The sequence below is a fragment of the Streptomyces sp. LUP30 genome, assembly GCF_001746365.1.
Lineage (GTDB): Bacteria > Actinomycetota > Actinomycetes > Streptomycetales > Streptomycetaceae > Streptomyces.
The window spans coordinates 17,792-43,349 of the sequence record NZ_MJAJ01000003.1; the positions used below are offsets into that span (position 1 = coordinate 17,792).

The following is a 25,558-nucleotide window of genomic DNA, read 5'->3' on the forward strand; positions in this document are numbered from 1 at the left end:
CGACGGGGCCGGCGAAGATCGTCAACCCCGTCGACGTGGGCTGTCGGTGAGACGAAGTAGTCTTGAGCCCATGCCTGAACGCCGTACCGTCGCACTCGTCACCCTTGGCTGCGCCCGTAACGAGGTGGACTCGGAGGAGCTCGCAGGCCGTCTGGAGGCGGACGGCTGGCAGCTCGTGGAGGACGCCGAGGAAGCGGACGTCGCCGTCGTCAACACCTGCGGCTTCGTCGACGCCGCCAAGAAGGACTCCGTCGACGCCCTGCTGGAGGCCAACGACCTCAAGGGCCACGGCAGAACACAGGCCGTCGTGGCCGTGGGCTGCATGGCCGAGCGGTACGGCAAGGAACTCGCCGAGGCCCTGCCCGAGGCGGACGGCGTGCTCGGCTTCGACGACTACGCCGACATCTCCGACCGCCTCCAGACCATCCTGAACGGCGGCATCCACGCCTCCCACACCCCGCGCGACCGGCGCAAGCTGCTGCCGGTCAGCCCGGCCGAGCGCCAGTCGGCGGGGGACGTGGCGCTTCCCGGGCACGGCGCGCCCACGGACCTGCCCGCGGGCCTTGCCCCGCAGTCCGGACCCCGCGCGCCCCTGCGCCGACGGCTGGACGGCGCCCCGGTCGCCTCCGTCAAGCTCGCCTCCGGCTGCGACCGGCGCTGCTCCTTCTGCGCCATCCCGTCCTTCCGCGGCTCCTTCATCTCGCGTCGGCCCAGCGACGTCCTCAACGAGACGCGCTGGCTCGCCGAGCAGGGGGTGAAGGAGATCATGCTGGTCTCCGAGAACAACACCTCCTACGGCAAGGACCTCGGCGACATCCGTCTGCTGGAGTCGCTCCTGCCCGAGCTCGCCGAGGTCGACGGGCTGGAGCGGGTGCGCGTCAGCTACCTCCAGCCCGCCGAGATGCGGCCCGGTCTGATCGACGTGCTCACCTCCACGCCGAAGATCGCGCCCTACTTCGACCTGTCCTTCCAGCACTCCGCGCCCGGCGTGCTGCGCGCGATGCGCCGCTTCGGGGACACCGACCGCTTCCTCGAACTGCTCGACACCATCCGGAGCAAGGCCCCTCAGGCAGGCGTGCGCTCCAACTTCATCGTGGGCTTCCCCGGCGAGTCCGAGGCCGACCTGGCCGAGCTGGAGCGCTTCCTCGACGGTGCCCGGCTGGACGCGATCGGCGTCTTCGGCTACTCCGACGAGGAGGGCACCGAGGCCGCGACGTACGACGACAAGCTCGACGTCGACGTGGTGGCCGAGCGGCTCGCCCGGGTCTCCCGGCTCGCCGAGGAACTCGTCTCGCAACGGGCCGAGGAGCGCGTGGGCGAGACCGTGCACGTGCTCGTGGAGTCGCTGGACGACGACGGCGTGCACGGCCGCGGCGCGCACCAGGCGCCGGAGACGGACGGCCAGGTGCTGCTCACGTCGGGCGAAGGTCTGAGCGTCGGTCGTATGGTCGAGGCGAAGGTGGTCGGCACGGAAGGCGTCGACCTGGTGGCCGAGCCCCTGCCGGGCTCGTCCGGATGTAGTGAGGAGGCGGGCAGATGACGGGTGTTCCGGCGTCGGCTGCGGGCGGCTCCTCACAGGCTTCGGCGGCACAGTCGGCAGCCACGCCCGTCTCGCAGGCACCCCAGGCCGCGCCGGCGGAGGCGCCCCTGACCGGTCCGCCGCCGGCCGTCGGTCCCGTGGGCGTGTCCGCCATCGCGGAGGTCGCCGCGAGCGCCGCCGGACCGCAGGAGGCCGCCAGGCCTCCGCGAGGCGCGAAACTGGCGGCCGCCGCCGTCAACCAGGCGAGCGTCTGGAACATCGCCAACTTCCTGACGATGCTGCGGCTGCTCCTGGTGCCCGGCTTCGTCGCGCTGATGCTGGCCGACGGCGGATACGACCCGGCATGGCGCTCGTTCGCCTGGGCGGCCTTCGCCGTCGCCATGATCACCGACCTCTTCGACGGGCACCTGGCGCGCACCTACAACCTCGTCACCGACTTCGGGAAGATCGCCGACCCCATCGCCGACAAGGCGATCATGGGAGCAGCCCTGATCTGCCTGTCCTCGCTCGGCGACCTGCCGTGGTGGGTGACGATCGTGATCCTCGGCCGGGAACTGGGCATCACTCTGCTGCGTTTCCTCGTCATCCGGTACGGCGTCATCCCGGCCAGCCGGGGCGGCAAGCTGAAGACGCTCATCCAGGGCATCGCCGTCGGGATGTACGTCCTGGCGCTGACGGGGTGGCTGGCCACCCTGCGGTTCTGGGTGATGGGTGCGGCGGTCGTCCTGACCGTGGCGACCGGACTCGACTATGTGAGACAGGCCATCGTGCTGCGCCGCCAGGGGATCGCGGAGCGCCGGGCCGCGTCGGAGGAGACCCAAGCGTGAGTTCCCCGGCCGCCGACGTGGTGCGACTACTCACAGTGAGGCAGGAGACGCTCGCTGTGGCCGAGTCGCTGACCGGTGGCCTGGTCGCGGCGGAGATCACCTCGGTCCCCGGGGCGTCCAAGGTCTTCCGCGGCTCGGTCACGGCGTACGCCACCGACCTCAAGCACCGGCTGCTCGGCGTCGACGCCGGTCTCCTGGAAGCCCGGGGAGCGGTGGACGCGCAGGTCGCGGCCCAGATGGCGGCCGGAGCCCGCAAGGCGCTCGGGGCCGACTGGGCCGTCGCGACCACCGGCGTCGCCGGCCCCGACCCACAGGACGGACAGCCCGTGGGGACGGTCTTCGTGGCCGTGGACGGACCGTCCCGGGCGGATTCCGGTTCTGCCGGCGGCGGAAAAGTGGAGGCCCTGCGGTTGAACGGCGACCGGGCGGAAATTCGTAGAGAGAGTGTACGGAGCGTACTCGCACTGCTCCTGACAGAGCTTGCGGGCGAACACACCGGGAATGAGCGGGCACAGGATACGGAACAGAACGGGGGGTTTTGATGTTTGCAGCCCTGAGTGAACACGACATCGCTCCCCGCACGGCCGCAGCGCAAGGCGGTACGGTGGGGCGTGAAGGATGCGGCTACGCGGTCCGAGGAGGGAGCCACCGATGATTCTGCTCCGTCGCCTGCTGGGTGACGTGCTGCGTCGGCAGCGCCAGCGCCAGGGCCGTACTCTGCGCGAAGTCTCCTCGTCCGCCCGAGTCTCACTCGGCTATCTCTCCGAGGTGGAGCGGGGGCAGAAGGAGGCTTCCTCCGAGCTGCTCTCCGCCATCTGCGACGCGCTGGACGTACGGATGTCCGAGCTCATGCGGGAAGTGAGCGACGAGCTCGCCCTCGCCGAGCTGGCACAGTCGGCAGCGGCAACCCCCAGCCAGCCTGTGCCCACGTCGGTTCGCCCGATGCTGGGTTCCGTGTCGGTGACCGGTGTGCCACCGGAGCGGGTGACCATCAAGGCCCCCGCCGAGGCGGTGGACGTGGTCGCCGCGTGAGATCCGTCCGCGTGGGCCGCTGAGGCCCGGGCAGACAGGTTCGCAAAGTACGCGCACAGGCAGTGTGAGGCCCCGGCCGGGGCTTCTCCGGAGGGAACCGGAGAGGTGCGGTCGGGGTTTTTCGCGTCCCGGGCCCCGTTCGAGCCCGTTCCGAGCCCGTTCCGGGTGCGGGCCGGCCGCGCCCGCGGTCCGTTTGCCGGTGTCGGTCGCCGAGGTCATCGTGGAGGGGCACGGGCGGGAGCCAATACACCGGAGGTACGGATGTACGTCGTGAAGAGCCCCCTGTCCGACACCGATCTGCGGACCGTCTCAGAGGCGTTGCAGGGCGCGCTCGTCGACCTCGTCGACCTGTCGCTCGTCGCCAAGCAGGTCCACTGGAACGTCGTCGGGCCTCGCTTCCGGTCCGTCCACCTCCAGCTCGACGAGGTCGTGGACGTCGCCCGGACCCACTCCGACACGGTGGCGGAGCGTGCCTCCGCGCTCGGCGTCTCACCGGACGGGCGGGCGTCGACGGTGGCCGCGGGCAGCGGCATCAGTGCGGTGCCGGCGGGCTGGGTCAAGGACTCCGACGCCGTCGGGGCGCTGGTCGCCGCCCTGGGGGCGGTCATCACCCGGATGCGGGAACGGGTGGGGGCGACGGGCGACGCGGACCCCGTGAGCCAGGACATCTTCATCGGCATCACCGCGGATCTGGAGAAGCATCACTGGATGTTCCAGGCGGAGAACGCGTGAGCCCCAGGGGCGGCTGCGACCTCTCGCGCCCGGGACTGGGCATGCGGCGGCGGTCTCGCCGGAGATGAGGGGCTCGGCGGTCTGACGTCGTGGACGGACACCGCGTGATCCGCGTGAGGCTCAGCTGGAGGTGACGGCCATGGCGGGGCGAATAGCGGGGCGCGGGGCCGGTTCCGGGGCGGGCGTGGTGCTGGGCTTCGGGCTGGGCGCGCTGTGGTGGTGGGCCGTGGTGAGGCTCGCCGTCACGCCCGACGCCGGCGCGTTGGAGGGAGCGGTGGCCGCGGGGGGCTGGGGACTGAGCCTGCTGCCGGTGCACTGTGTGGCCAGGTCGCGGGCGCTGGGGGTGGTGGCTCGGGGCCGGTGGCGAGCTGCTTGGCGGGGGACTGAGCGACCGCGGGAGCGGGAGGCCGGCGTGGCCGGGGAGCGAGGTGCGGGGGACGGGGAGGAGGGGGCGGAGCGAGGGGAGGCGGAAGGTGGGCGAGTCGCCGGGAGGAGGGGGTGATGAGGGGGGAGTGATGGGTGTGCGGGGCTCGGGGGTGTGGGTGGTGTGGGGTCTGGGGGGGGTGTGGGTGGCGGGGTGACGGTCACCAGGGCATGGCCACGCCGCCGTTCGGGCGAAGGATCTGGCCCGTGGTGAAGGCCGACGCGTCCGAGGCCAGGTGCAGGACCGCGTGGGCGATGTCCTCCGGTTCGCCGACCCGGCCGAGCGGCGACATGCGCGCCATGAGCGCCTCGGTGTGCGCCTGCGCGTCAGCGTCGTGGCGATCGGTCATCGGGGTGCGGATCCAGCCCGGCGCGACCGCGTTGACCCGGATGCCGTGCCGTCCGACCTCCGTCGCCAGCGTCTTCGTCAGCTGGACCACGGCCGCCTTGGCCACGCCGTAACAGAGCAGACCGGGGCCGCCGGTGTCCACGGCGCCCGAGGCCATGGTGACGATGCTGCCTCCGGAGCCGCGTGCCAGCATCAGGCGGGCCGCCTCCTGGCAGGCGTACAGGACGCCCTTGAAGTTGACGGCCAGGACCCGGTCCAGGTCCTCGTCCAGGGTCTCCAGGACCGGGCTGCTGTGCATGATCCCGGCCACCGCGGCCATGACGTCCAGCTGCTCGCAGGACTCCACGGCCTGACGGACCTGGACGCGGTCGGTGACGTCGAGATGATGGGTACGGGCGCTTCCGCCGTGGTCCTTGATCAGGGTCGCCGTCTCGTGCAGGCCCTGCGCGTCGCGGTCGGCGCCGTGCACGGTGGCGCCCGCCCGGGCGAGCAGCACGGCGCAGGCGCGGCCGATCCCGCTCGCGGCGCCGGTGACGAATGCGGTGCGTCCGGTGAGGTCGTACGCCTTCACGGCCATGAGGGGACGGTACGAGGGTTCCTGACGGGCCGTCAATTACCTGGACGTCGGTCGGTCGTCGGTCGGTCGCCGGTCGGTCGACGACTGTGGCGGCGTACGTCGACGGTCATGCCGTGCTTCGACCGCCGCGGCGGCCCTCGTCCGCGGTGGCTGGGTGCCTGCCGTGCGCCGTCATGGGGCGCCGTCGTGGGCGCACCGTCACGGGAGGATGCGAGAACGGGAACGCCAACGCTGGGTCGGGGGAGAGCCCGGCGCCGGGGCGGGGCCCGTCTGGCAGGTGGGGCACCAGTAGGTCGGGCGCTCGCGGGAGCCGTCGCCCTGGTCGGCCACGCGGATCCGGGTTCCGCAGCGCAGGCAGGGGCGGGGCGTGCGGCCGTAGACGAACAGGCCCGGGCCGCGGCGACCGGTGGTGTTGCGGACCGGGCGGTCGCGGTTGGCCTCCAGCAGCTTCTTCGCGAGCTCGGGCAGCTTCGCGGTGCGGTCGGCGGGGAGCGCGCCGACCGGAAGCCACGGCGTGACGCCCAGAAGGAAGCAGAGTTCGCTCTTGTAGACGTTGCCGATGCCCGCCAGATTGCGCTGGTCCAGGAGGGCCTCGCCGAGGGGGCAGTCGGGAACCGCGGCGAGGTTGGCCACGGCCCGCTCGGCGTCCCAGTCGGGGCCCAGCAGGTCGGGGCCGAGGTGGCCGACTGCCTGTTGCTCGTCGGCGGTGCGCAGCAGTTCGAGGACGGGGAGGCGGTAGCCGACGGCGGTGCGGTCGTGGGCGCCGAGGATCGCCCGGATCTGGTGCGCCGGGCCGCCGGTCCAGCGCTGGTCGTTCGCGTAGATCTTCCAGGCGCCGTCCATCCGCAGGTGCGAGTGGAGTGTCAGGCCGCCTTCGACACGCGTGAGGAGGTGTTTGCCCCGCGCGGTGACGTCGAGGACGGTGCGGCCGGTGAGGTCGGCCGTCGCGTATGCGGGCACGCGCAGGTCGGAGCGGGTCAGCACCTTTCCCGCGAGGGCGTCGTGGAGGCGCCTTGCGGCCTGCCAGATCGTGTCACCTTCGGGCATGGGTCAAGGGTGACATGTACGGACGGAGGGGGGCAGGGGAGCGGCTGCGGGTGCCGGGCAGGCTCCGGGCGGGCGTCGGGGGTGGGTGCAGGCCCGGGGCGGGCGTCGAGGCCGAGCCACGGCGGTGGGGACGGCCGCCCGGGCCGCCGGACGTGGACGGTCGGTGCTCGGTGGGGGGTGTGGCGCCGGTGCCCGTGCGCGTGCGGTTGTGCGTGCGGGTGCGGGTGCGGTGCGTCGGTGAGGTGGGCTCCGGGGCGTGTGCGTTCTGCTGTCATGCGCGCAGGCGCAGGCCCCGGGGGGTCGCGATGAAACCCGCTCCTTCCAGGAGGCTGCCGATGGGGGAGGTGAGGGCGGAGGCCCCGTTGACGCGCTCCACCGTGACCGTGCCGAGGGAGCCCGCGCGCGCTGCCTCGGCGAGAGCCTCGGCGGCGGCGTGCAGGCGCGGATCGTCGGCCGGCGTGTCCTCGGTGTCCGGGGCGGAGGGCCAGGCCAGCAGCGTCTTGCCGCCGCGCTCCATGTAGAGCGTCAGCTCGCCGTCCACGAGCACGACCAGGGAGCCGGCCTTACGGCCCGGCTTGTGCCCGGCGCCGCTGGGCGGCTCGGGCCAGCCCAGGGCCGCGCCGTAGGCGTTCGCCGGGTCGGCTGCTGCGAGGACGACGGCCCGGGACGCGTTGCCCCCGCCGCGGTAGGGGCTAGCGGCGTGGCCGCGGGGGGAGCGCCCGGGCGGCCCGCCGTCAGAGAAGCCGCTGCCTCCTCGCGGACCGCCGGCGCCCGGAGATGCGAGGTCCCGCGGCGAGATGTACCCGTCGCGCGAGGCGGGGGTCGGCCCGGGGCCGAAGGGCGAGGCGAAGGGGGTGTCGGGTTCGGCGAGGTCCCAGACGTCGTCCGACGGGGAGCCGTCGGGGAAGACGAAGCCGTCCTGGTCGCCCGCCGAAGCGCTCGGAACGGGCAGGGGCTCGCCGCGGTCCCGGGCGTTCGCCACGGCGCGCAGCCGGTCCACGGCGCCGTCCATGGCGAACTGCGCCGCGCCGAGGCCCTCGACGACGTACCCCCGCCGTGCCTGACCGCTCTCCTCGAAGACGGACAGAATGCGGTACGTGGCCGAGAAACCCCCCTCGACGCCCTCGGCGGCGACCGCGCCCCGGGTGACCACGCCGTGCCGGTCGAGGAGCGTGCGGGCGAGCGCGTGAGCCCGCACCGTGGGGTCGGGCTCGAGGACGGGGAGGAGCGACCAACGGCCCGCGACCGTCGGAGGACCGCTGCGGGAAGCCGGTCGGGCCGCGGCCGTCAGCGAGCCGTAGCGCCCGCGCGGGACCGCGCGCTTGGCGCGGTGGGCCGTGGAGCCGGCCGTGCGGCCCGAGCCCAGCAGGGAGCGCATGGGGGCGAGCGTGTCGTTGGTGAGCCGACCCGACCAGGCCAGGTCCCAGACGGTGTCGGCGAGTTGGGGATCCGTGGCCTCGGGGTGGGTGGTGGCCCGGACCCGGTCGGCGATCTGGCGGAAGAACAGGCCGTAGCCACCGGACAGCGCGTCCAGGACGGACTGGTGCAGCGCCGTCAGCTCCAGGGGGTGCGGCGGGGGGAGCAGCAGGGGCGCGGCATCGGCCACGTACAGGGAGACCCAGCCGTCCTTGCCGGGGAGGGCCCCGGCCCCGGACCAGACGATCTCTCCGGCCGCGGTCAGTTCGTCGAGCATGGCCGGGGTGTAGTCGCGCACCCGGGAGGGCAGGACCAGCTTCTCCAGGGCCGAGGCGGGCACCGACGCCCCCTGCAACTGCTCGACGGCGCGCACCAGGCCGTCGACGCCGCGCAGCGAATGGCCCTTCCCGATGTGCTGCCACTGGGGCAGGAACTGGGCGAGCGCGGGCGGCGGGACCGGCTCCAGTTCGTGTCGCAGAGCGGCGAGGGAGCGGCGGCGCAGTCGGCGCAGGACCGTGGCGTCGCACCATTCCTGCCCGATGCCCGCCGGGTGGAACTCGCCCTGGACGACGCGCCCGCCCGCCGCGAGCCGCTGGAGGGCGCCCTCGGTGACCGCCACGCCGAGACCGAAGCGGGCGGCCGCCGCGGTGGAGGTGAAGGGGCCGTGGGTGCGGGCGTGGCGGGCTAGGAGGTCGCCGAGGGGGTCCTTGACCGGCTCCGTGAACGCTTCCGGCACGCCGACCGGCAGGGCCGTGCCCAGCGCGTCGCGCAAGCGGCCCGCGTCCTCGATCGCGGCCCAGTGCTCGGCGCCGGCGATGCGGACCCGGATGGCGCGGCGGGCGACGGCCAGTTCCTGCGCCCAGTGCGGTTCGGCGCCGCGCTCGGCGAGTTCGGCGTCGGTGAGCGGGCCGAGGAGCCGCAGGCGGTCGGCGACGCCCTCGGCGTCCTTCACACGACGGTCCTCGGTGAGCCACTGGAGCTCTTGTTCCAGCTCGGCGAGGACGTCGGCGTCGAGCAGCTCGCGCAGTTCGGCCTGGCCGAGCAGCTCGGCCAGCAGCCGGGAGTCCAGGGAGAGGGCGGCGGCCCGCCGCTCGGCGAGCGGGGAGTCCCCCTCGTACAGGAACTGGGCGACATAGCCGAACAGAAGGGAGCGGGCGAAGGGGGAGGGCTCCGGGGTGGTGACCTCCACCAGGCGCACCTTGCGCGATTCCAGATCGCCCATCAGCTCCACGAGGCCCGGCACGTCGAAGACGTCCTGGAGGCACTCGCGGACCGCTTCCAGGACGATCGGGAAAGAGCCGAACTCACTGGCCACCTGCAGCAGCTGAGCGGCGCGCTGGCGCTGCTGCCACAGCGGGGTGCGCTTGCCGGGAGTGCGGCGCGGCAGCAGCAGCGCGCGGGCGGCGCACTCGCGGAAGCGGGCCGCGAACAACGCCGAGCCGCCGACCTGGTCGGTGACGATCTGATCGACCTCGCCCTTGTCGAAGACGACGTCCGCCGCGCCGACCGGGGCCTGCTCCGCGTCGTACTCGGCGCCCGCCTTCACGGGCTCGTGGTCGAGGAGGTCCAGGCCCATGAGGTCCGCGTCCGGCAGCCGCAGCACGATGCCGTCGTCGGCGTGCATGACCTGGGCGTCCATGCCGTACCGCTCGGAGAGCTTGGCTCCGAGGGCGAGCGCCCACGGGGCGTGGACCTGGGCGCCGAACGGGGAGTGGACGACGACCCGCCAGTCGCCCAGTTCGTCCCGGAAGCGCTCCACGACGATCGTGCGGTCGTCCGGGACGTGGCCGCAGGCCTGGCGCTGCTCCTCCAGGTACGACAGCACGTTGTCGGCCGCCCATGCGTCGAGACCCGCGGTGAGCAGCCGGAGCCGGGCGTCGTCCTTGGGCAGGGAGCCCACCTCGCGCAGGAACGCGCCCACCGCGCGGCCCAGCTCCAGCGGCCGGCCCAGCTGGTCTCCCTTCCAGAAGGGCAGCCGCCCCGGGACGCCCGGGGCGGGGGAGACCAGGACGCGGTCGCGGGTGATGTCCTCGATCCGCCAGGAGCTGGTGCCGAGCGTGAAGACGTCGCCCACACGGGACTCGTAGACCATCTCCTCGTCGAGCTCACCGACCCGGCCCCCGCCCTTCTTGGGGTCGGAGCCCGCCAGGAAGACGCCGAACAGGCCCCGGTCGGGGATCGTGCCCCCGGAGGTGACGGCCAGGCGCTGAGCGCCGGGACGGCCGGTGACCGTGCCGGTGACCCTGTCCCACACCACGCGCGGGCGCAGCTCGGCGAACGCGTCGGACGGGTATCGGCCGGCCAGCATGTCCAGAACGGCCGTGAACGCGGACTCCGGGAGCGAGGCGAACGGCGCCGCGCGTCGGACCGTCGCCAGCAGGTCGTCCACCTGCCAGGTGTCCAGAGCCGTCATCGCGACGAGTTGCTGCGCCAGGACGTCCAGCGGATTGGCGGGCACCCGCAGCGACTCGATGGAGCCCGTGCGCATCCGCTCGGTGACCACGGCCGCCTGGACCAGGTCGCCGCGGTACTTGGGGAAGACCACGCCGGTGGACACCGCGCCCACCTGGTGTCCGGCGCGCCCGACGCGCTGCAGTCCGGAGGCCACCGAAGGCGGCGACTCGACCTGGATGACGAGGTCCACCGCGCCCATGTCGATGCCGAGTTCGAGGCTGGAGGTGGCCACCACCGCGGGCAGCCGGCCCGCCTTCAGGTCCTCCTCCACGAGCGCGCGCTGTTCCTTCGAGACGGAGCCGTGGTGGGCGCGCGCGATGACGGACGGGGCGCCCTGGGCCGCGCCCGAGCCGCCCATGAGCTGCGCGGGGGAGTGGTGCTCGTCCAGGGACTCGCCGGTGGCCCGCTCGTAGGCGATCTCGTTGAGCCGGTTGCACAGGCGCTCGGCGAGGCGGCGGGAATTGGCGAACACGATCGTGGAGCGATGGGCCTGGACGAGGTCGGTGATCCGCTCCTCGACGTGCGGCCAGATCGACGGGCGCTCCGCGCCTTCGGAACCGTCGGCGACGGGCGAGCCGCCCAGCTCGGCAAGGTCTTCCACGGGCACGACGACCGACAGGTCGAACTCCTTGCCGGACTTCGGCTGGACGATCTCCACCTTGCGGTGCGGGGACAGGTAGCGCGCCACCTCGTCGACCGGGCGGACCGTGGCCGACAGGCCGATGCGGCGGGCCGGCCTCGGCAGCAGGTCGTCGAGCCGCTCCAGGGACAGCGCGAGGTGCGCGCCGCGCTTGGTGCCCGCCACGGCGTGCACCTCGTCCAGGATCACCGTCTCGATGCCCGTCAGCGCGTCGCGGGCGGCCGACGTCAGCATCAGGAACAGCGACTCGGGGGTCGTGATCAGGATGTCCGGGGGCCGGGTGGACAGCGCCCGGCGCTCGGCCGGCGGGGTGTCGCCGGAGCGGATGCCCACCCTGACCTCGGGCTCGGGCAGGCCCAGACGCACGGACTCCTGGCGGATGCCCGTCAGAGGGCTGCGCAGGTTGCGCTCGACGTCGACCGCCAGGGCCTTGAGGGGGGAGACGTAGAGAACCCGGCAGCGCTTCTTCGGATCGGCCGGCAAAGGCGTCGAGGCGAGCTGGTCCAGCGCGGCGAGGAAGGCTGCCAACGTCTTGCCGGACCCGGTCGGGGCCACCACCAGCACGTCCGAACCCTCGCCGATGGCCTGCCACGCGCCCGCCTGGGCCGCCGTGGGCGCGGAGAACGCCCCCGTGAACCAGCCGCGGGTCGCGGGGGAGAAGCCGTCGAGGGCTCGGTGTGCGGAGCTGACCATGCGTCCATCCTGCACCCGGCCACTGACAATGGCGCTGAGCTGCGGCTTCGCCGGAGGTGCGGCGGACGTGGCGGGGTGGCTGCGCCGGGCATGGGCAGACGCAGCGGGCAGGGAGTAGAGGGCCGAGCTGGGCCGAGCTCAGAGGGCAGAGGGAGGTGTCGGGGGAGACGGCGAACGGGGGATTTCAGGCCGTCGCGGAGAATGGGGGTATGGCTGATCCGGGTGAGCTGGCACGGCACTGGCGGTATGCCGAGCTGCCCGGCGTCGACCTGCTGCGCGCCCGGTACGTCCGCAAGACCTTCGTACGGCACACCCACGAGCACTTCGTGATCGCCGCCATCGCCGAAGGGGTGGAGGTCTTCGCCCATCGCGGAGCCGACCAGTACGCCGGGGCGGGAGCGCTCGCGCTGGTCAACCCGGACACCCCGCACACCGGGCGCGCCGGGGTGCCGGAGGGCTGGCGCTACGGGGCCCTGTACCCGTCGCCCGACGTCATGGCCGAGATCGCGGCCGAGACGACGACCCTGCGCGGAGCCCCCGGCTTCGTCCGTCCCGTGCTGGACGATCCCCGTGCCGCCAGGCTTGTGCATCAGGTGCTCCGGGCCGCCGAGGAGGGCAACGCGCTGGCCGCCGACACCCTGCTCCGGGCGGCGGTGACCCGGCTGCTCCGGCTCAACGGCGGAGCGCTGCCGCAGCGGGAGATCCGGTCGGCCGGGGCGCGGATCGCCGCACGCGCGCGTGCCGTGCTGGAGGAGCGGCTGGTCGATCCGCCGACGCTGGAGCAGCTGGCAGGGGACCTGGGCACCGGTTCGTTCGCCCTGCTGCGGGCCTTCCGGGACGCTTACGGCCTGCCGCCCCATGCCTGGCTGACCGACGCCCGGGTGCGGCGGGCCCGGCGGCTGCTGGACGCGGGCACGGCCCCCGCCGAGGCGGCCGTCGCCGTGGGCTTCACCGACCAGCCCCACCTCAACCGCCACTTCGCCCGGATCGTGGGAGTCCCTCCGGGGGCGTACCAGCGCGAGCGCAAGAACGTACAAGACCCGGCCGGGCCGACCCGCCTAGCGTCGGGGTCGTGGCAGAACAGACAGCTCATACGGACGCAGGTCACATGGACATCCGAGCCGACGCCGGGGGAAAACCCGACGGCGCCGTCGTACGGGACGCCCTGGCGGTCGGGGTCGCCGTAGGACTCTCCGGGTTCGCCTTCGGGGTGACCTCCGCGGGCAGCGGACTCACGGTGTGGCAGACCTGCGCGCTCAGCCTCCTGGTCTTCACCGGCGCCTCCCAGTTCGCGCTGGTCGGGGCGCTGGCGGCGGGCGGCAATCCGTTGACGGCGGCCGCGGGCGCCTTCTTCCTGGGCGTGCGCAACGCGTTCTACGGGCTGCGTCTGTCGCAGTCGCTGGCCCTCCCGCGCGCGGTGCGCCCGTTCGCCGCCCACTGGGTGATCGACGAGACGACGGCGGTCTCCTTGGCCCAGCGGGGACGCCGCGCCGCCCGCATCGGCTTCACCGTGACCGGACTGACCCTGTACCTCCTGTGGAACCTCACCACACTGCTCGGCGCGCTCGGCGCCGAGGCACTCGGGGACACCGATGCCTGGGGACTCGACGTGGCCGGGCCCGCCGTCTTCCTGGCGCTGCTCGCGCCCATGCTGAAGACCGCCGTCGAGCGGGCCGTCGCCGGGCTCGCGGTGCTTCTGGGACTCGGCCTGCTGCCGGTTCTGCCCGCCGGCGTGCCCGTGCTGGCGGCCGCGCTCGCGGCGCCGGCCGTGCTGTACGTCGAGGGCCGGCGCGCGGCCGGCCGGAAGGCGGCCGGCCGGGACGACTTCGGACAGGAGGAGGAACGTTGAACACCTGGATCGCGATCGGCGCGACCGCACTCGGCTGCTATGCCGTCAAGCTCGCCGGACTGCTCGTACCGGCGGGGCTTCTGGAAAGGCCGCTCGTCAGGCGCTTCGCGGCACTGCTCCCCGTCGCCCTGCTCGCCGCCCTCACGGCCCAGCAGACCTTCGCCGACGGGCGCGCCCTCGTCCTGGACGCGCGGGCCGCGGGGCTCGCCGCGGCCGTCGTCGCCCTCGTGCTGCGGGCTCCCTTCCTGCTGGTGGTCGCGGCCGCCGTCGCGGTCACAGCGGGGGTCCGGGCCATGGGCGGGTGACACGGCAGGAGAAGGAGAAGGAGGCAGGACTACTGCGAGAATCGTGAGAGCGGTGAGAGTGGTGAGACGGGTGAGGACGTGGCGAACGGGTCTCGACGGGCCTGCGGTCAGCCGATGGCGCGGCCGTGGGCCCGCAGAGTGCGAAGCGCCTCGATCGTCACCATGGGACGTGCCTCCAGCGCCGTGCCGGGCGCCCAGCGGCGCCAGCGGATGGGCCAGCCGCCGTCCTTCTGCTGTGCGTCGGCGAGGTGGTCCAGGGAGCGGCTCATCTCCTCGTCGGTGAACCACGCGCGCGCGAGGGACTGCGGAGTCCGCGCGAAGTCGTACGGGAAGTGATGCTCGCCCGGGGCGTAGCCGGGAGCGACGGGGAACGCGTCGAGGCGGTCCGGGTCCAGCGCGACGAGCCGGTGGTCGCGCACCAGACGGCCCAGACGGTCGGCGGCCGCCTGCGCGCGGGCGCGGTCGGGTGCGGAGTCCAGGAAGGCCACGGCCGCCTCGACCTCGTAGGGATGGGACCGCTCCAGGGAGTCCACCGCCTGCCAGCAGAAGTCCGTGGCCCTGAACAGCCAGGCGTGCCACACCTCGTTGCGGTGCAGCAGACCCACCACGGGCCCGGTGGACAGCAGCGCGCTGGGCGGGTCGTCCACGATCGGGATGAAGGGGGCCGCCGGGTACCCGCGCTGGCTGGGATGGATCGCGGGCAGTGCGCCGTCGCCCGTGGAGACGGACGTCAGGTAACCGCACACCCGCTCCACGCGCCGGCCGCTCAGTCGCCCGATGGAGTCCAGGACCGCCAGTGCGCGCGCGGTGTGCAGCGGCTGGCTGACGGGACCGCGCAGATCGGGCTCCAGCGCATGGCCGTATCCACCGTCCTCGTTGCGGTAGGCGTCGAGGGCGGTCTCGACGGGATCGGCGCCGCCGCGGAGGAAGTCGTGCGCGAAGACGCGCTGTTCCAGCACGCGCGCGGTCAGCCAGACGAAGTGCTCGGCGTGGAAGAGCGGGGAGTGCGCCGCGGGCGTCGGGGGGAGTGGGGATGCTCCGGTTTCGGCCATGGTCAGACCGTAGGGCGGAAAGCGTTCTCGGCAGGCGGTCCCGGCGAGGGCCACCCCCGCGCGCGGGATACTGGTGTCATGCGGTTGACGGTCTTCTGGCAGCGGATGGACGAGCACTTCGGCACGGGATACGCCGAAACCTTCGCGCGCGATCACGTGATGGCGGAGCTCGGCGGGCGAACGGTGCACCAGGCCCTGGCGGACGGCTGGGACGCCAAGGACGTGTGGCGGGTGGTGTGCCTGGTGATGAACGTTCCTCTGGAGATGCGCTGACCCTGATCGAAGATCGCACGCGGTTCCCCGATTGTCGGTGGCGTAGGCGAGACTTGCTCCGTGGCACCCACTGACGAGACCGGGCAGAGCGCCCGGAACGCATCCCCGCCCGGCATGACGCCGCCCCCGGAACCGTCCCCGCACCAGGGCGACGCCGGGCACGCGGCGCGCATGCCGCGCTGGCTCCCGCGCGCCATGGTGCTCGCTCTCGCCCTCATCGGCGCGTTCCAACTGGGCACCTGGGCCTTCCACCAGCTCATCGGTCTGCTGCTCAACATCCTCATCGCGTTCTTCCTGGCCCTCGCGATAGAACCGGCGGTCAGCCGCATGGCCGCGCGGGGGATGCGGAGGGGGCTCGCCACCTTCCTGGTCTTCTTCGGCCTGCTGATCGCCGTGGCCGGCTTCTTCACACTGCTCGGCTCGATGCTCGCCGGACAGATCATCAAGATGATCGAGGGCTTCCCGGAGTACCTGGACTCGGTGATCCACTGGGTCAACACCACGTTCCACACCGAACTCCGGCGCGTGGACATCCAGGAGGGCCTGCTCCACTCCAACTGGCTGAAGAAGTACGCCCAGAACAGCGCCGCGGGCGTTCTGGACGTCTCCACCCAGGTCCTCGGCGGTCTCTTCCAGTTGCTGACGATCGCCCTGTTCTCGTTCTACTTCGCCGCCGACGGACCGCGGCTGCGCCGCGCACTGTGCTCCGTCCTGCCGCCGGCCAGGCAGGCGGAGGTGCTGCGCGCCTGGGAGATCGCCGTCGACAAGACCGGCGGCTACCTCTACTCGCGCGGACTGATGGCGTTGATCTCCGGCGTGGCGCACTACGTGCTGCTGCAGGCCCTCGGCATCCCGTACGCGCCCGTGCTCGCCGTGTGGGTGGGCGTGGTGTCGCAGTTCATCCCCACCATCGGGACCTATCTCGCGGGCGCCCTGCCCATGCTGATCGCCTTCACGGTCTCGCCCCTGTACGCCCTCTGGGTGCTGCTCTTCGTCGTGGTCTACCAGCAGTTCGAGAACTACATGGTGCAGCCCAAGCTGACGTCGAAGACCGTCGACATCCACCCCGCCGTCGCCTTCGGCTCCGTCATCGCCGGCACCGCGCTGCTGGGCGCCATAGGGGCGCTGATCTCCATCCCGGCGGTCGCCACGCTGCAGGCGTTCCTGGGCGCCTACGTCAAGCGGTACGCCGTGATGGACGATCCTCGTGTCCACGGCCACCGGGAGCGCGGCGAGGGGCCAGGACCGCTCACCCGCGCGCGCGGGCTCTGGACCCGGGGCCGGGACCGGACGAGAGGCCCGCGACAGGGACCCGGCGGGTCCGGCTGACGGCCCCGCGACGAGGGCCCGACAGGTCACGGGAGGGTCGGCTGAGGAGCACGCGCGTGAGTGCACCAGTGCCTCAGTACGTGCGGACGGCCCACACTCCGGCCGCGGCGACCGCGACCGCGTAGCAGCCCACCCCGGCGGCCACGACCCGCCATCGCACGGTCTCGCTCCAGGACGTGCGGGACAGCAGCCAGGCCAGCGCGGGCAGCACCAGGACGGCATGCAGGCTGACCCCGTGCAGGGGCTTGAGCGGCGCCGTCGAGCTGTACGCGGCCGCCTGATGCCCGGTGCGGGTGAGCACGACGCCACGCGCGATCATCGCCGCACCCGAGGCGAGCGCGACGAGCAGGATCGCGAAGCCGGAGCGCACCGCGAGCGCCATCCCTGCCGGGCCCGTCGGCCGGCGCCGGAAGGAGATCGCCGCGAACACGGCGAGCAGCACCACCAGAACGCCGCCGCCGACCGCCAGCGTCATGGACACCGCCGTGTCGAAGGGCGTCTCCATGTCCAGGTGCGAGGGCACTCCGCGCCACGCCTGGAGCGTGATGCCCCCGACCTCCACGACGCAGTCGGCGGCGAAGACCCCGAGCAGCGCGGTACGCAGCCGCCGTCCCGTCCGCAGATACGACGTGATCTGGACGACCGCCAGGAGCGTCACCCCGAAGGAGAGCCCGAAGGTGACGGGCTTGCGCCAGGAGACGGGGCCGTTCCACGGGCCGCCGTCGACGGCGAACACCACGAGATGGAGGAGACCGGAGAGGATCAGCAGGAGCGCGGTCGCCCGGTAGAGGCCGTAGAGCGAGCGTGCGTGCCCGGCCACCGGGTCCGGCGGCCGGCTCATGTCCCCGGCGCCGGTCCCGCCGAGGGGCGGCCTGCTCTTCTGCTCGTCCACGTCCATGCACCGAGCCTCCCGGCCGCTTCGAGCGCCGTCGTCGTCCGGGCGGAGACATCCTCGGTACGCCCGGGGAAGCAGCCGGGCGGGCCCGGGGCTTCGGCGGCTCGTGAACGTCGTGCCCCGTGTCATCGAACCTTGATCGCGTGCCAGCGAAGGCCGAGGGACGACAGCTCGTGCCACTGGACACAGGTGGTTGGCGGCGCACGCTCGCGGGTCCGGATCGCACGTGGCCGACCGACCCGGCGGCGACGCCCTGCTCGGGGGCGGCGAGGGTGACCCGTACGGACGACGCGCGGTCAAAAGCGCCTCTGCCTGCGGCAATGCATTCGGACTCGCCCCTCTCCGTACGGTCACCCCCTGGTCGGGAGCGGCACGCTCGGTGGGCTCCGGTTCGGTGGGGGGGAGGGAGTCGGCGACGGCCTCTGATCCCTGGAGGGCCTGGAGGGCCTGGAGGGCACGGAGGGTGCCCCGCGATGTGCACTCGCGGCCCTGCTCCGCCGCGACGGTGCCTGGTAAGCGTGGGCACGGGCATCCGCGTGGCGCGGTTGCCGCGGCGAAGGGAAGGGCTTGTGCACGAGCGCACGAAGGACCCGCGGAACGACACGGCGATGCGCACGGCGCCCGCCCGCCGGACCGCCGCCCGGCCGTCCGCCGCGGATCAGGAGCTCCGGGCGAACGCACCGATGACTCCGGAGACGGCTCTGTTCCTCCAGACGAGTGTCGGCAACGCGGCGGTTGCCGGAATGATCCGGCAACAGCGGCAGGCCCACCGCCCCCCTGGCGGCGGACAGGATGCCGCGACCGGCACGGAGGCCGAGGCCGCACCGGTGCAGCGCTCCGCGGTGCACGACGTCCTGCGCGCACCGGGTCGGCCGCTGGCCGAACCGGTGCGCACCGAGATGGAATCGCGCCTGGGGGAGGACTTCCGTGCCGTGCGCGTCCACGACGACGCTCCGGCCGCCCGGTCTGCGGCCGAGATCGGCGCCCGCGCCTACACCTCGGGCGACCACGTCGTGCTCGGCCGCGGCGGCTCGGACGACCACACCCTCGCTCACGAACTGACCCACGTGATCCAGCAGCGGCGGGGCCCGGTGGCCGGTACCGAGATCGGATCGGGACTCCGGGTGTCGAGCCCCTCCGACCGCTTCGAGCGCGAGGCCGAGGCGAACGCCGCCGAGGCCCTGCGCCGCCCGCTGCCCGCGCCGGTGGCCCGGCCCTTCCCGGGGTCCGGCCCGGTGCCGCTCGGGGGCCCGCGGACGGAGGACCACTCGCGGGCGCCGATTCAGCGTGCTCCCGCGGCGACCACCGTTGCTGCACCGGTCGCGACGCAGGCCGCCTTCACGCACCTGGCGGGGGACGATCTGGAAGGCGAGTGCGGCGGCTTCGAACGCAGGCGGGCGTTGAGCGTCAACCCGCCTCAGCAGGGAGTGATCGTCCAGGAGATCAACCGGGTCTTCGCCGTGGAACAGTGGGACGGGGCGGCGTGGTCCACCCTGCCGAGCTCGGCCATCGACGCCTACGTCACGGCGAGGAACTCGACCGTGCACGCCACTGTCGGCCGCTATTGGGAGTTGTGGGAGGTCGACGCACAGGGCAACGTCTCCGATGGCGCGGAGGACACCTTCGGACTGCCCTCCATCATCCCGGGAAGGAAACGCAAGGACACCACGCGGGGGACCTACACGATCACAGGGGACGCGGTGTTCTACCCCACCACCGCGGCGCCGGACACTCTGGGGTTCACCCGGGGCGGGGCCGCGCCCGCGGGGGGCCTGTACAGCACCCTGGCCGACCCCTCGGGGGCCATCGCGGCCGGCGGACTCACCGCCACCGGCCAGCCGGTGCGCTGCCGGGTCCACGTCTCGTGGGACAGCTCCGCGAGCGACAGGTACTCGGTCGTCACCATGGCCTGAGCCGAGCGGGCGCCGGGCGACCGCCGACCCGGGCGGGGCCGGCCGCGCCGGTAGAACTCGACCTCGCCGGGAGCGATGAGACATCCGCGCCCGGGCCCGGCCGCGTGTGGATCACAGCCTCGGGGAACATCGTCACCGTGGCTGTCGCCGAGCGGTCGGTCACGGGCGCCCGGCACGGCCGCGCTGCCCTGCGGCGAAGTCCGGCGGCAGGCACGCAATCGGCTGCAGCCCTGACTTGCCTGTCGCTTCCCAGAGGCCCTGGACAAGGGGCTCTTCTTCCTCGTTCTTGGTCGTCGCGCACCTCGCGCCCCACTCTCCCGCTCAAAGACCGGCCCTGCTCGCGATCCAGGCCTGACCCCCGCGCCGGAGGACCCGGCCCGGAAGGGAGAGGGCGGCCGGGGGGCCGGACCGGCCCTCGGAGCGCTGACCTGCCTGGTCGATCTTCGGTGTCACGAACTGCCGTCCGTCGGCATTCGATGGCAATCGGACACGGTTCGCTGACGCGGGACACGTAGCCTCGGAAGTGCCGCGTGGTGCGCTTGACACCAAAATCGAACATCCATTCTGATGGAGGTTCCGGCAAGGCTCAGAGCGAGTGTTCCGTCCCGGTTTGGGGCGGTAAGCGCATGAGTTATCCACAGGCCGAACCGGCGTCGAGGCGCATTGTCAGTGGCAGGCGTTAGCGTCTTTGACGTGAAGCGATCGACTCAAGCAAATCGGGTGGAACCCATGGCAGGAACCGACCGCGAGAAGGCCCTGGACGCCGCACTCGCACAGATTGAACGGCAGTTCGGCAAGGGTGCCGTGATGCGGCTCGGCGAGCGGCCGAACGAGCCCATCGAGGTCATCCCCACCGGATCGACCGCACTCGACGTCGCCCTCGGCGTCGGCGGTCTGCCGCGCGGCCGCGTGGTCGAGGTGTACGGCCCGGAGTCCTCCGGTAAGACGACGCTGACGCTGCACGCCGTGGCGAACGCGCAGAAGGCCGGCGGCCAGGTCGCCTTCGTGGACGCGGAGCACGCCCTCGACCCCGAGTACGCGAAGAAGCTCGGCGTCGACATCGACAACCTGATCCTCTCCCAGCCCGACAACGGCGAGCAGGCCCTCGAGATCGTGGACATGCTGGTCCGCTCCGGCGCCCTCGACCTGATCGTCATCGACTCCGTCGCCGCACTCGTGCCGCGCGCGGAGATCGAGGGCGAGATGGGCGACAGCCACGTCGGTCTTCAGGCCCGTCTGATGAGCCAGGCGCTGCGGAAGATCACCAGCGCGCTCAACCAGTCCAAGACCACCGCGATCTTCATCAACCAGCTCCGCGAGAAGATCGGCGTGATGTTCGGCTCCCCGGAGACCACGACCGGTGGCCGGGCGCTGAAGTTCTACGCCTCGGTGCGGCTCGACATCCGCCGTATCGAGACCCTGAAGGACGGCACGGACGCGGTCGGCAACCGCACCCGCGTCAAGGTCGTCAAGAACAAGGTCGCGCCGCCCTTCAAGCAGGCCGAGTTCGACATCCTCTACGGACAGGGCATCAGCCGCGAGGGCGGTCTGATCGACATGGGCGTGGAGAACGGCTTCGTCCGCAAGGCCGGCGCCTGGTACACGTACGAGGGCGACCAGCTCGGCCAGGGCAAGGAGAACGCCCGTAACTTCCTGAAGGACAACCCCGATCTCGCCAACGAGATCGAGAAGAAGATCAAGGAGAAGCTGGGCGTCGGCGTCCGTCCCGAGGAGCCCGCCGTCGAACCGGGTCCGGACGCCGCGGTGGCTGCCGGCACGTCGGACGACGCCGCCAAGGCGGTGCCGGCTGCCGCCGCCAAGACCGCCAAGACCAAGGCCGCGGCTGCCAAGAGCTGATCCGTGACACGACGAACCGACTGGGCCGAGTACGTCCACCCCGACATCCCCCGTGAGGAGGGAAGCGGGGTCGACGGCGGCCTTGCCCAGGACGGCGAAGGCCGGCCGGAAGGCGGCCGGCGTCGAAGCGAGGGGGCGGACGGCGACGACCGGCCCCGTGGGGAACGGACGCGACGCGGCGGCGAAGGCGGTCCACGCGGCGGGCGTGGACGCCGTGGGCGCGGCTTCGGAGAACCGTCCGTCGAGGACGAAGGCGACTCTTCCTCGTCGAGGGCCGAGCAGGGGGCGTCTTCAGGGGACCCGGCTGAGCGGGCGCGGGCGATCTGTCTGCGCCTGCTCACCGGGACCCCGCGCACGCGCAAGCAACTCGCGGACGCGCTGCGCAAAAGAGAGATCCCGGACGACGTGGCGGAGGAGGTGCTGTCACGGTTCGAGGAGGTCGGGCTGATCAACGACAGCGCCTTCGCGGACGCGTGGGTGGAGTCCCGCCACCACGGCAGGGGACTGGCACGGCGCGCCCTCGCCCGGGAGCTACGGACCAAGGGCGTCGACTCGACGCTGATCGACGAGGCCGTCGGCCGGCTCGACTCCGAACAGGAGGAGGAGACGGCGCGCGAACTCGTCGCCCGCAAGCTGCGATCGACCCGCGGACTCGACCGAGACAAACGGCTGCGTCGCCTGGCCGGCATGCTCGCGCGCAAGGGCTACCCCGAGGGCATGGCCCTACGGGTGGTCCGGCAGGCGTTGGAAGAAGAGGGCGAGGACACGGAGTTCCTGGAGAACGACGGGTTCTGAACCTGGGGCGGGGGCGGGGGCGGGGGCGGGGCGGGACGGGGGGGAGAAGGGGGAGACTCCCGCCAATCGATCCCGGTCACAGCCCCTCACCAGCGCCGACCACACTGTGCCCAGTGCCCAGTGCCGAGTGCCGGGCGCCGACCACAGCCCGCCGGATGCCCCAGTGCCGAGAGCCGGGCGCCGACCACAGCGCGCCGAATGCCCGCCGCAGCCACAGGGTGGGGATAACCCCCCGTTGAGGACGCCGGAACACCGCAGTGCACAGGTGTCTGTGCACAGGCGAGTGTGTACGCATGCCTCGAACGCCTCAGGAACCCAGCGCATCCGAGCCCGCGACACCCGTCGAACTGGGCGACCTCGCCACGCTCAAGGCGCTCGCGCAGCCTCGTCGCCAGCGCATGCTCGAACATCTCACGCTGCACGGACCCGCCACGTCGGCGACGCTCGCCCGGGCCCTCGGCCTGAACACCGGGTCCACCAGCTATCACTTGCGTGAACTGGCCAGATACGGCTTTGTCGAGGAGACGGACGGCGAGCCGCGACCGGACAGGGGCGCGGAGCCGTCCGCTCATCGTGAGCGCTGGTGGCGAGCCGTGCCCGGTGACCGTCGATTCCCGCCGCGCAGCCGCCAGGGTCCCGAGATGCGGCAGGTGATGGACGAGCTGAACCATCACGCCTACGCCGCCGACGTGGACCTCTTCGAAAGGCTTCAGCGGGACACGGTGGACGGCGACCCCTGGGGCGACGCATTTCCCTACTCCCGTGCCGCGATCCGGCTCACCCTGCCCGAACTGCGGGAGTTCTTCGAGGAGTACATCGCCCTCCTCAACCGCTACAAGCGTCCCGAGTCCGAGACTCCGCCCGGCGCCCGCACCGTCCACACCCGGTTCTTCGCCCATCCCGCTGCCGAGCGTTCCGACGCGCCCGCACACCTCGCCGCCCCGGACGACACGAGAGAGACGGATCCGTCATGATGCTGCGCTACGCCCTGAAGACCGTCCGCGCCCGCAAGGCGGGGTTCCTCGGCGCCTTTCTCGCCCTGATGTGCGCGGCCGCTCTGATCACCGCCTGCGGCACGCTCCTGGAGACAGGACTGAGGGGGACCGTCCGCCCCGAGCGTTATGCCGCGGCGCCGGTGGTGGTCTCCGCCGACCAGAACGTCCACCGGACCACCGTCAAGCACAAGAAGGGCAAGACCAAGGTCAAGCACAAGGCCAAGCCCATCGCCGAACGCGCGTGGTTGCCGGCCGACCTGGAGAGAAGGCTGGCCACCGCCCCCGGGGTCGCGCGCATCGTCCCCGAACTCACCTTTCTCGCACAGCCGTTGAGCCCCGAAGGCCGCCCGGTCGACGCAACTGCGGACGGTGGATCCGCCTACGGGCACGCCTGGGAGTCCGCCGCGCTGACGCCGTACCGGCTCACCGCCGGCACCGCTCCCGCGGCCGCCACCGACGTGGTCGTCGACAACGCCCTCGCCGAACGAGCCCACCTCGCGCCCGGCGACCGGCTCACCGTCCAGTCGACACGCGCGCCGCGCACCTACCGCGTCTCCGGTGTCGCCGCCCCCGACACGGCCGTACGCCATCAGACTTCCCTCTTCTTCTCCACGGCGGAGGCGCGCCGTCTCGCCGCACGCCCCGGGCAGGTCTCGGCGTTCGGCGTGTTCGCCAAGCCGGGCGTCGACCCGGGCAAGCTCCGGGCCGCCGTGGTCACGGCGCTGCATGGCACCGACGCCCAGGTCAGCGCGGGGGACGGCCGTGGGCCGGTCGAGTTCCTGGACGCCGCCGCGGCTCGCACCAAGCTGGTGAGCATGGGCGGAGCCATGGGCGGCACCTCGCTGCTCGTTGCCGTCCTGGTGGTCGTCGGGACCTTCGCGCTCTCCGTGCAGCAGCGACATCGCGAACTCGCACTGCTGCGCGCCGTCGCCGCCACGTCGGGGCAGATCCGCAGACTCCTCGGACGTGAGGCTCTGATCGTGGGTCTGGCCGCGGGCACGGCCGGGGCGCTCCTGGGGATGCCCCTGGGCGGCTGGCTGCACGGCAGGTTCGTCGCCCTGGGCGCCGTGCCCGCCACGCTGCAGCACACGGTGAGCGCGCTGCCGCCGCTCGCCGCCGTCGCCGCGACGCTGTTCGGCGCCTGGGCCTCCGCCCGGATCGCCTCTCGCCGGGTGGCCCGGATCCGCCCGGCGGAGGCGCTCGCCGAGGCCCGCACCGAGCGCACCCGCCCCGGCTGGGGCCGTCTCCTCGCCGGTCTGGTGCTGCTGGCCGGCGGCGCCGTCCTCGTCGCCCTGCTGAGCGTCCTGCGCACCGAGCCCGCCTCGACGCCGGTGACGTTCCTCGCCGTGGTCGTGCTGTCCACCTCCGTCGCACTGCTCGGACCGCTTCTGGTCAGGGCGGCCGTCCTCGTCCTTGCCGGTCCGCTGCGCCTGACCGGCCCCGGCGGTCGGCTCGCCACCGCCAACCTCCGCGGGAACGCCGTCCGTATGGCCTCCGTCGTCACCCCTCTCACCCTGCTCATCGGCATGTCCTGCACGGTGCTGTTCGTACAGCCCACTCTCGGCGACGCGGCCCGTGCCCAGGCGCGCGAAGGGGTCCGCGCCGACTGGGTCGTCGCCTCGCAGGGGCCCGGCGTTCCGGGCGAGGCGGCGCGACGGCTTCGTACCCAGCACGCCGTCGTCACCGAGGTGGTCCGTACGACCGTGCGGGTCGGGCTGGACAAGTACGCTGCCCAGGGAGTCACCCCGGCCGGCCTGGCCCGCACCTGGGACCCGGACGTCACCGCGGGCTCGCTCGACAGGCTCACCGAGCGCACCGTCGCCGTGAGTGAACTGGCCGCGGACCAGCTGCATCTGACACCGGGAAGCACTCTGAAACTCACGCTGGGCGACGGCACGCCGGCCACGCTGACCGTCGCCGCCGTCTACGCCCGAGGCCTCGGCTTCGGAGACCTCACCTTCGCGCACGACCTGCTCGCCCGCCATGTCGACAACCCGCTCTCCTCCTCCCTCCTCGTCAGCACGGCCCGTACACAGACACAACTCTCGAACACACTGCGTGAGTTCCCGGGACTGACGGTGATCTCCCCGTCCGACGCCGACGCGCTGCAGGCCGAACGGCAGCAGGCGAACGCCGAGGTCAACTTCCTGGCCATGGGTCTCGTCCTGGCGTTCACGGCGATCGCCGTGGTCAACACGCTGGCCATGTCGGTCTTCGAGCGCGTCCGGGAGTTCGCGTTGCTGAGCCTCGCGGGGGCGACCCGCCGTCAGGTACTGCGCATGCTGCGCACGGAGGCGCTCGCGGTCCTCCTCCTCGCCGTGGGCCTCGGCAGCGGCATCGCCCTGGCCGTTCTGACCGCGTTCAGCGTCGGCATGACCGGGCGGGCGGCCCCGGCGGTCGTGCCTCTCGCGTACGCCACGGTCGTCGCCGGGGCGGGACTGCTCGCCCTCGTCGCCACGGCCGTCCCGGGGCGGGTGGCGCTGAGGGTGCGAGCGGTGACGGTCGCGACGGCGAAGGACTGAGTCGCGACGGCGAAGGACTGGAAGGACCGACCTGTTGGGGCCC

At 72.7% G+C, this 25,558-nt stretch carries 20 protein-coding genes; 15 read left to right on the top strand and 5 right to left on the bottom strand.

Annotated elements, in window-relative coordinates; translation table 11 throughout:
* Nucleotides 1-70: 70 nt before the first annotated feature.
* From rimO to BG482_RS03665, 5 genes are all read left to right on the top strand, one after another.
* Complete coding sequence (rimO, locus tag BG482_RS03645; RefSeq protein WP_069767380.1) at nucleotides 71-1,540, top strand: 30S ribosomal protein S12 methylthiotransferase RimO; 1,470 nt, start codon at nucleotides 71-73, stop codon at nucleotides 1,538-1,540.
* Entirely contained in the window at nucleotides 1,537-2,367 is an 831-nt protein-coding gene (gene pgsA / locus BG482_RS03650; protein WP_069767381.1) for a CDP-diacylglycerol--glycerol-3-phosphate 3-phosphatidyltransferase, read from the top strand. The genes rimO and pgsA overlap by 4 nt, the downstream gene beginning before the upstream one ends.
* Nucleotides 2,364-2,909 (top strand): CinA family protein, encoded by a 546-nt coding sequence (locus BG482_RS03655; protein WP_069767382.1) that lies wholly within the window; start codon nucleotides 2,364-2,366, stop codon nucleotides 2,907-2,909. The genes pgsA and BG482_RS03655 overlap by 4 nt, the downstream gene beginning before the upstream one ends.
* Nucleotides 2,910-3,018: 109 nt before the next feature.
* Nucleotides 3,019-3,399: a helix-turn-helix domain-containing protein gene (locus tag BG482_RS03660; protein ID WP_057575292.1), complete on the top strand. Its 381-nt coding sequence runs from the start codon at nucleotides 3,019-3,021 to the stop codon at nucleotides 3,397-3,399.
* A 261-nt stretch (nucleotides 3,400-3,660) separates the two neighbouring features.
* The gene (locus BG482_RS03665) at nucleotides 3,661-4,131 is read left to right on the top strand and encodes a Dps family protein (protein WP_069767383.1); all 471 of its coding nucleotides are present in this window, start codon (nucleotides 3,661-3,663) and stop codon (nucleotides 4,129-4,131) included.
* 584 nt (nucleotides 4,132-4,715) lie between these two features.
* Here BG482_RS03665 and BG482_RS03675 read toward each other — a convergent pair.
* The 3 genes from BG482_RS03675 to BG482_RS03685 all read right to left on the bottom strand — a co-directional run bounded on the left by BG482_RS03675 (nucleotide 4,716) and on the right by BG482_RS03685 (nucleotide 11,730).
* Complete coding sequence (locus BG482_RS03675) at nucleotides 4,716-5,480, bottom strand: SDR family NAD(P)-dependent oxidoreductase (protein ID WP_069767384.1); 765 nt, start codon at nucleotides 5,478-5,480, stop codon at nucleotides 4,716-4,718.
* A gap of 198 nt (nucleotides 5,481-5,678) precedes the next feature.
* Nucleotides 5,679-6,527, bottom strand: a complete 849-nt coding sequence (locus BG482_RS03680; protein ID WP_069767385.1) for an Fpg/Nei family DNA glycosylase — start codon at nucleotides 6,525-6,527, stop codon at nucleotides 5,679-5,681.
* 271 nt (nucleotides 6,528-6,798) lie between these two features.
* Nucleotides 6,799-11,730, bottom strand: a complete 4,932-nt coding sequence (locus BG482_RS03685; RefSeq protein ID WP_069767386.1) for an ATP-dependent helicase — start codon at nucleotides 11,728-11,730, stop codon at nucleotides 6,799-6,801.
* Nucleotides 11,731-11,939: 209 nt separating this feature from the next.
* On the opposite strand from BG482_RS03685, the gene BG482_RS03690 reads away from it, so the two are divergent.
* Genes BG482_RS03690 through BG482_RS03700 form a run of 3 tightly spaced genes read left to right on the top strand, consistent with a single transcriptional unit; the run spans nucleotide 11,940 to nucleotide 13,884 of the window.
* Nucleotides 11,940-12,917, top strand: coding sequence for an AraC family transcriptional regulator (locus BG482_RS03690; protein WP_069767387.1), 978 nt, complete (start codon nucleotides 11,940-11,942; stop codon nucleotides 12,915-12,917).
* Nucleotides 12,839-13,579, top strand: a complete 741-nt coding sequence (locus BG482_RS03695; protein WP_069767388.1) for an AzlC family ABC transporter permease — start codon at nucleotides 12,839-12,841, stop codon at nucleotides 13,577-13,579. The genes BG482_RS03690 and BG482_RS03695 overlap by 79 nt, the downstream gene beginning before the upstream one ends.
* Nucleotides 13,576-13,884: an AzlD domain-containing protein gene (locus tag BG482_RS03700; protein ID WP_069767389.1), complete on the top strand. Its 309-nt coding sequence runs from the start codon at nucleotides 13,576-13,578 to the stop codon at nucleotides 13,882-13,884. The genes BG482_RS03695 and BG482_RS03700 overlap by 4 nt, the downstream gene beginning before the upstream one ends.
* 107 nt (nucleotides 13,885-13,991) lie before the next feature.
* Here the strand turns inward: BG482_RS03700 and BG482_RS03705 are convergent, their stop codons facing one another.
* Complete coding sequence (locus tag BG482_RS03705; RefSeq protein WP_069767618.1) at nucleotides 13,992-14,936, bottom strand: hypothetical protein; 945 nt, start codon at nucleotides 14,934-14,936, stop codon at nucleotides 13,992-13,994.
* Nucleotides 14,937-15,014: 78 nt separating this feature from the next.
* Here BG482_RS03705 and BG482_RS03710 point away from each other — a divergent pair, with 78 nt between their 5' ends.
* A complete protein-coding gene (locus tag BG482_RS03710; protein ID WP_069767390.1) occupies nucleotides 15,015-15,209 on the top strand; it encodes a DUF3046 domain-containing protein in 195 nt (64 codons plus the stop codon).
* Between the two features lie 60 nt (nucleotides 15,210-15,269).
* Nucleotides 15,270-16,538, top strand: coding sequence for an AI-2E family transporter (locus BG482_RS03715; RefSeq protein ID WP_079141560.1), 1,269 nt, complete (start codon nucleotides 15,270-15,272; stop codon nucleotides 16,536-16,538).
* A gap of 73 nt (nucleotides 16,539-16,611) precedes the next feature.
* Here BG482_RS03715 and BG482_RS03720 read toward each other — a convergent pair whose 3' ends face one another.
* Nucleotides 16,612-17,379 (bottom strand): hypothetical protein, encoded by a 768-nt coding sequence (locus BG482_RS03720; protein WP_256096262.1) that lies wholly within the window; start codon nucleotides 17,377-17,379, stop codon nucleotides 16,612-16,614.
* Between the two features lie 623 nt (nucleotides 17,380-18,002).
* On the opposite strand from BG482_RS03720, the gene BG482_RS03725 reads away from it, so the two are divergent.
* The 5 genes from BG482_RS03725 (at nucleotide 18,003) to BG482_RS03745 (ending at nucleotide 25,515) form a co-directional block, all read left to right on the top strand.
* Nucleotides 18,003-19,346 carry a DUF4157 domain-containing protein gene (locus tag BG482_RS03725; protein ID WP_069767391.1) on the top strand — a complete coding sequence of 448 codons (1,344 nt, stop codon included), beginning with the start codon at nucleotides 18,003-18,005 and terminating at the stop codon, nucleotides 19,344-19,346.
* A gap of 729 nt (nucleotides 19,347-20,075) precedes the next feature.
* Complete coding sequence (gene recA, locus BG482_RS03730; protein ID WP_069767392.1) at nucleotides 20,076-21,203, top strand: recombinase RecA; 1,128 nt, start codon at nucleotides 20,076-20,078, stop codon at nucleotides 21,201-21,203.
* Nucleotides 21,204-21,206: 3 nt separating this feature from the next.
* Complete coding sequence (gene recX, locus BG482_RS03735) at nucleotides 21,207-21,998, top strand: recombination regulator RecX (protein ID WP_069767393.1); 792 nt, start codon at nucleotides 21,207-21,209, stop codon at nucleotides 21,996-21,998.
* A gap of 293 nt (nucleotides 21,999-22,291) precedes the next feature.
* Nucleotides 22,292-22,972 (top strand): helix-turn-helix transcriptional regulator, encoded by a 681-nt coding sequence (locus tag BG482_RS03740; RefSeq protein WP_069767394.1) that lies wholly within the window; start codon nucleotides 22,292-22,294, stop codon nucleotides 22,970-22,972.
* Nucleotides 22,969-25,515 carry an ABC transporter permease gene (locus BG482_RS03745; RefSeq protein ID WP_069767395.1) on the top strand — a complete coding sequence of 849 codons (2,547 nt, stop codon included), beginning with the start codon at nucleotides 22,969-22,971 and terminating at the stop codon, nucleotides 25,513-25,515. The genes BG482_RS03740 and BG482_RS03745 overlap by 4 nt, the downstream gene beginning before the upstream one ends.
* Nucleotides 25,516-25,558 lie beyond the last annotated feature (43 nt).

Coding starts and splice junctions, on each gene's coding strand:
- rimO (WP_069767380.1), top strand. CDS start 71: ATGCCTGAACGCCGTACCGTCGCACTCGTCACCCTTGGCTGCGCCCGT.
- pgsA (WP_069767381.1), top strand. CDS start 1,537: ATGACGGGTGTTCCGGCGTCGGCTGCGGGCGGCTCCTCACAGGCTTCG.
- BG482_RS03660 (WP_057575292.1), top strand. CDS start 3,019: ATGATTCTGCTCCGTCGCCTGCTGGGTGACGTGCTGCGTCGGCAGCGC.
- BG482_RS03665 (WP_069767383.1), top strand. CDS start 3,661: ATGTACGTCGTGAAGAGCCCCCTGTCCGACACCGATCTGCGGACCGTC.
- BG482_RS03675 (WP_069767384.1), bottom strand. CDS start 5,480: ATGGCCGTGAAGGCGTACGACCTCACCGGACGCACCGCATTCGTCACC.
- BG482_RS03680 (WP_069767385.1), bottom strand. CDS start 6,527: ATGCCCGAAGGTGACACGATCTGGCAGGCCGCAAGGCGCCTCCACGAC.
- BG482_RS03685 (WP_069767386.1), bottom strand. CDS start 11,730: ATGGTCAGCTCCGCACACCGAGCCCTCGACGGCTTCTCCCCCGCGACC.
- BG482_RS03690 (WP_069767387.1), top strand. CDS start 11,940: ATGGCTGATCCGGGTGAGCTGGCACGGCACTGGCGGTATGCCGAGCTG.
- BG482_RS03695 (WP_069767388.1), top strand. CDS start 12,839: ATGGACATCCGAGCCGACGCCGGGGGAAAACCCGACGGCGCCGTCGTA.
- BG482_RS03705 (WP_069767618.1), bottom strand. CDS start 14,936: ATGGCCGAAACCGGAGCATCCCCACTCCCCCCGACGCCCGCGGCGCAC.
- BG482_RS03710 (WP_069767390.1), top strand. CDS start 15,015: ATGCGGTTGACGGTCTTCTGGCAGCGGATGGACGAGCACTTCGGCACG.
- BG482_RS03720 (WP_256096262.1), bottom strand. CDS start 17,379: ATGAGCCGGCCGCCGGACCCGGTGGCCGGGCACGCACGCTCGCTCTAC.
- recA (WP_069767392.1), top strand. CDS start 20,076: ATGGCAGGAACCGACCGCGAGAAGGCCCTGGACGCCGCACTCGCACAG.
- BG482_RS03740 (WP_069767394.1), top strand. CDS start 22,292: ATGCCTCGAACGCCTCAGGAACCCAGCGCATCCGAGCCCGCGACACCC.
- BG482_RS03745 (WP_069767395.1), top strand. CDS start 22,969: ATGATGCTGCGCTACGCCCTGAAGACCGTCCGCGCCCGCAAGGCGGGG.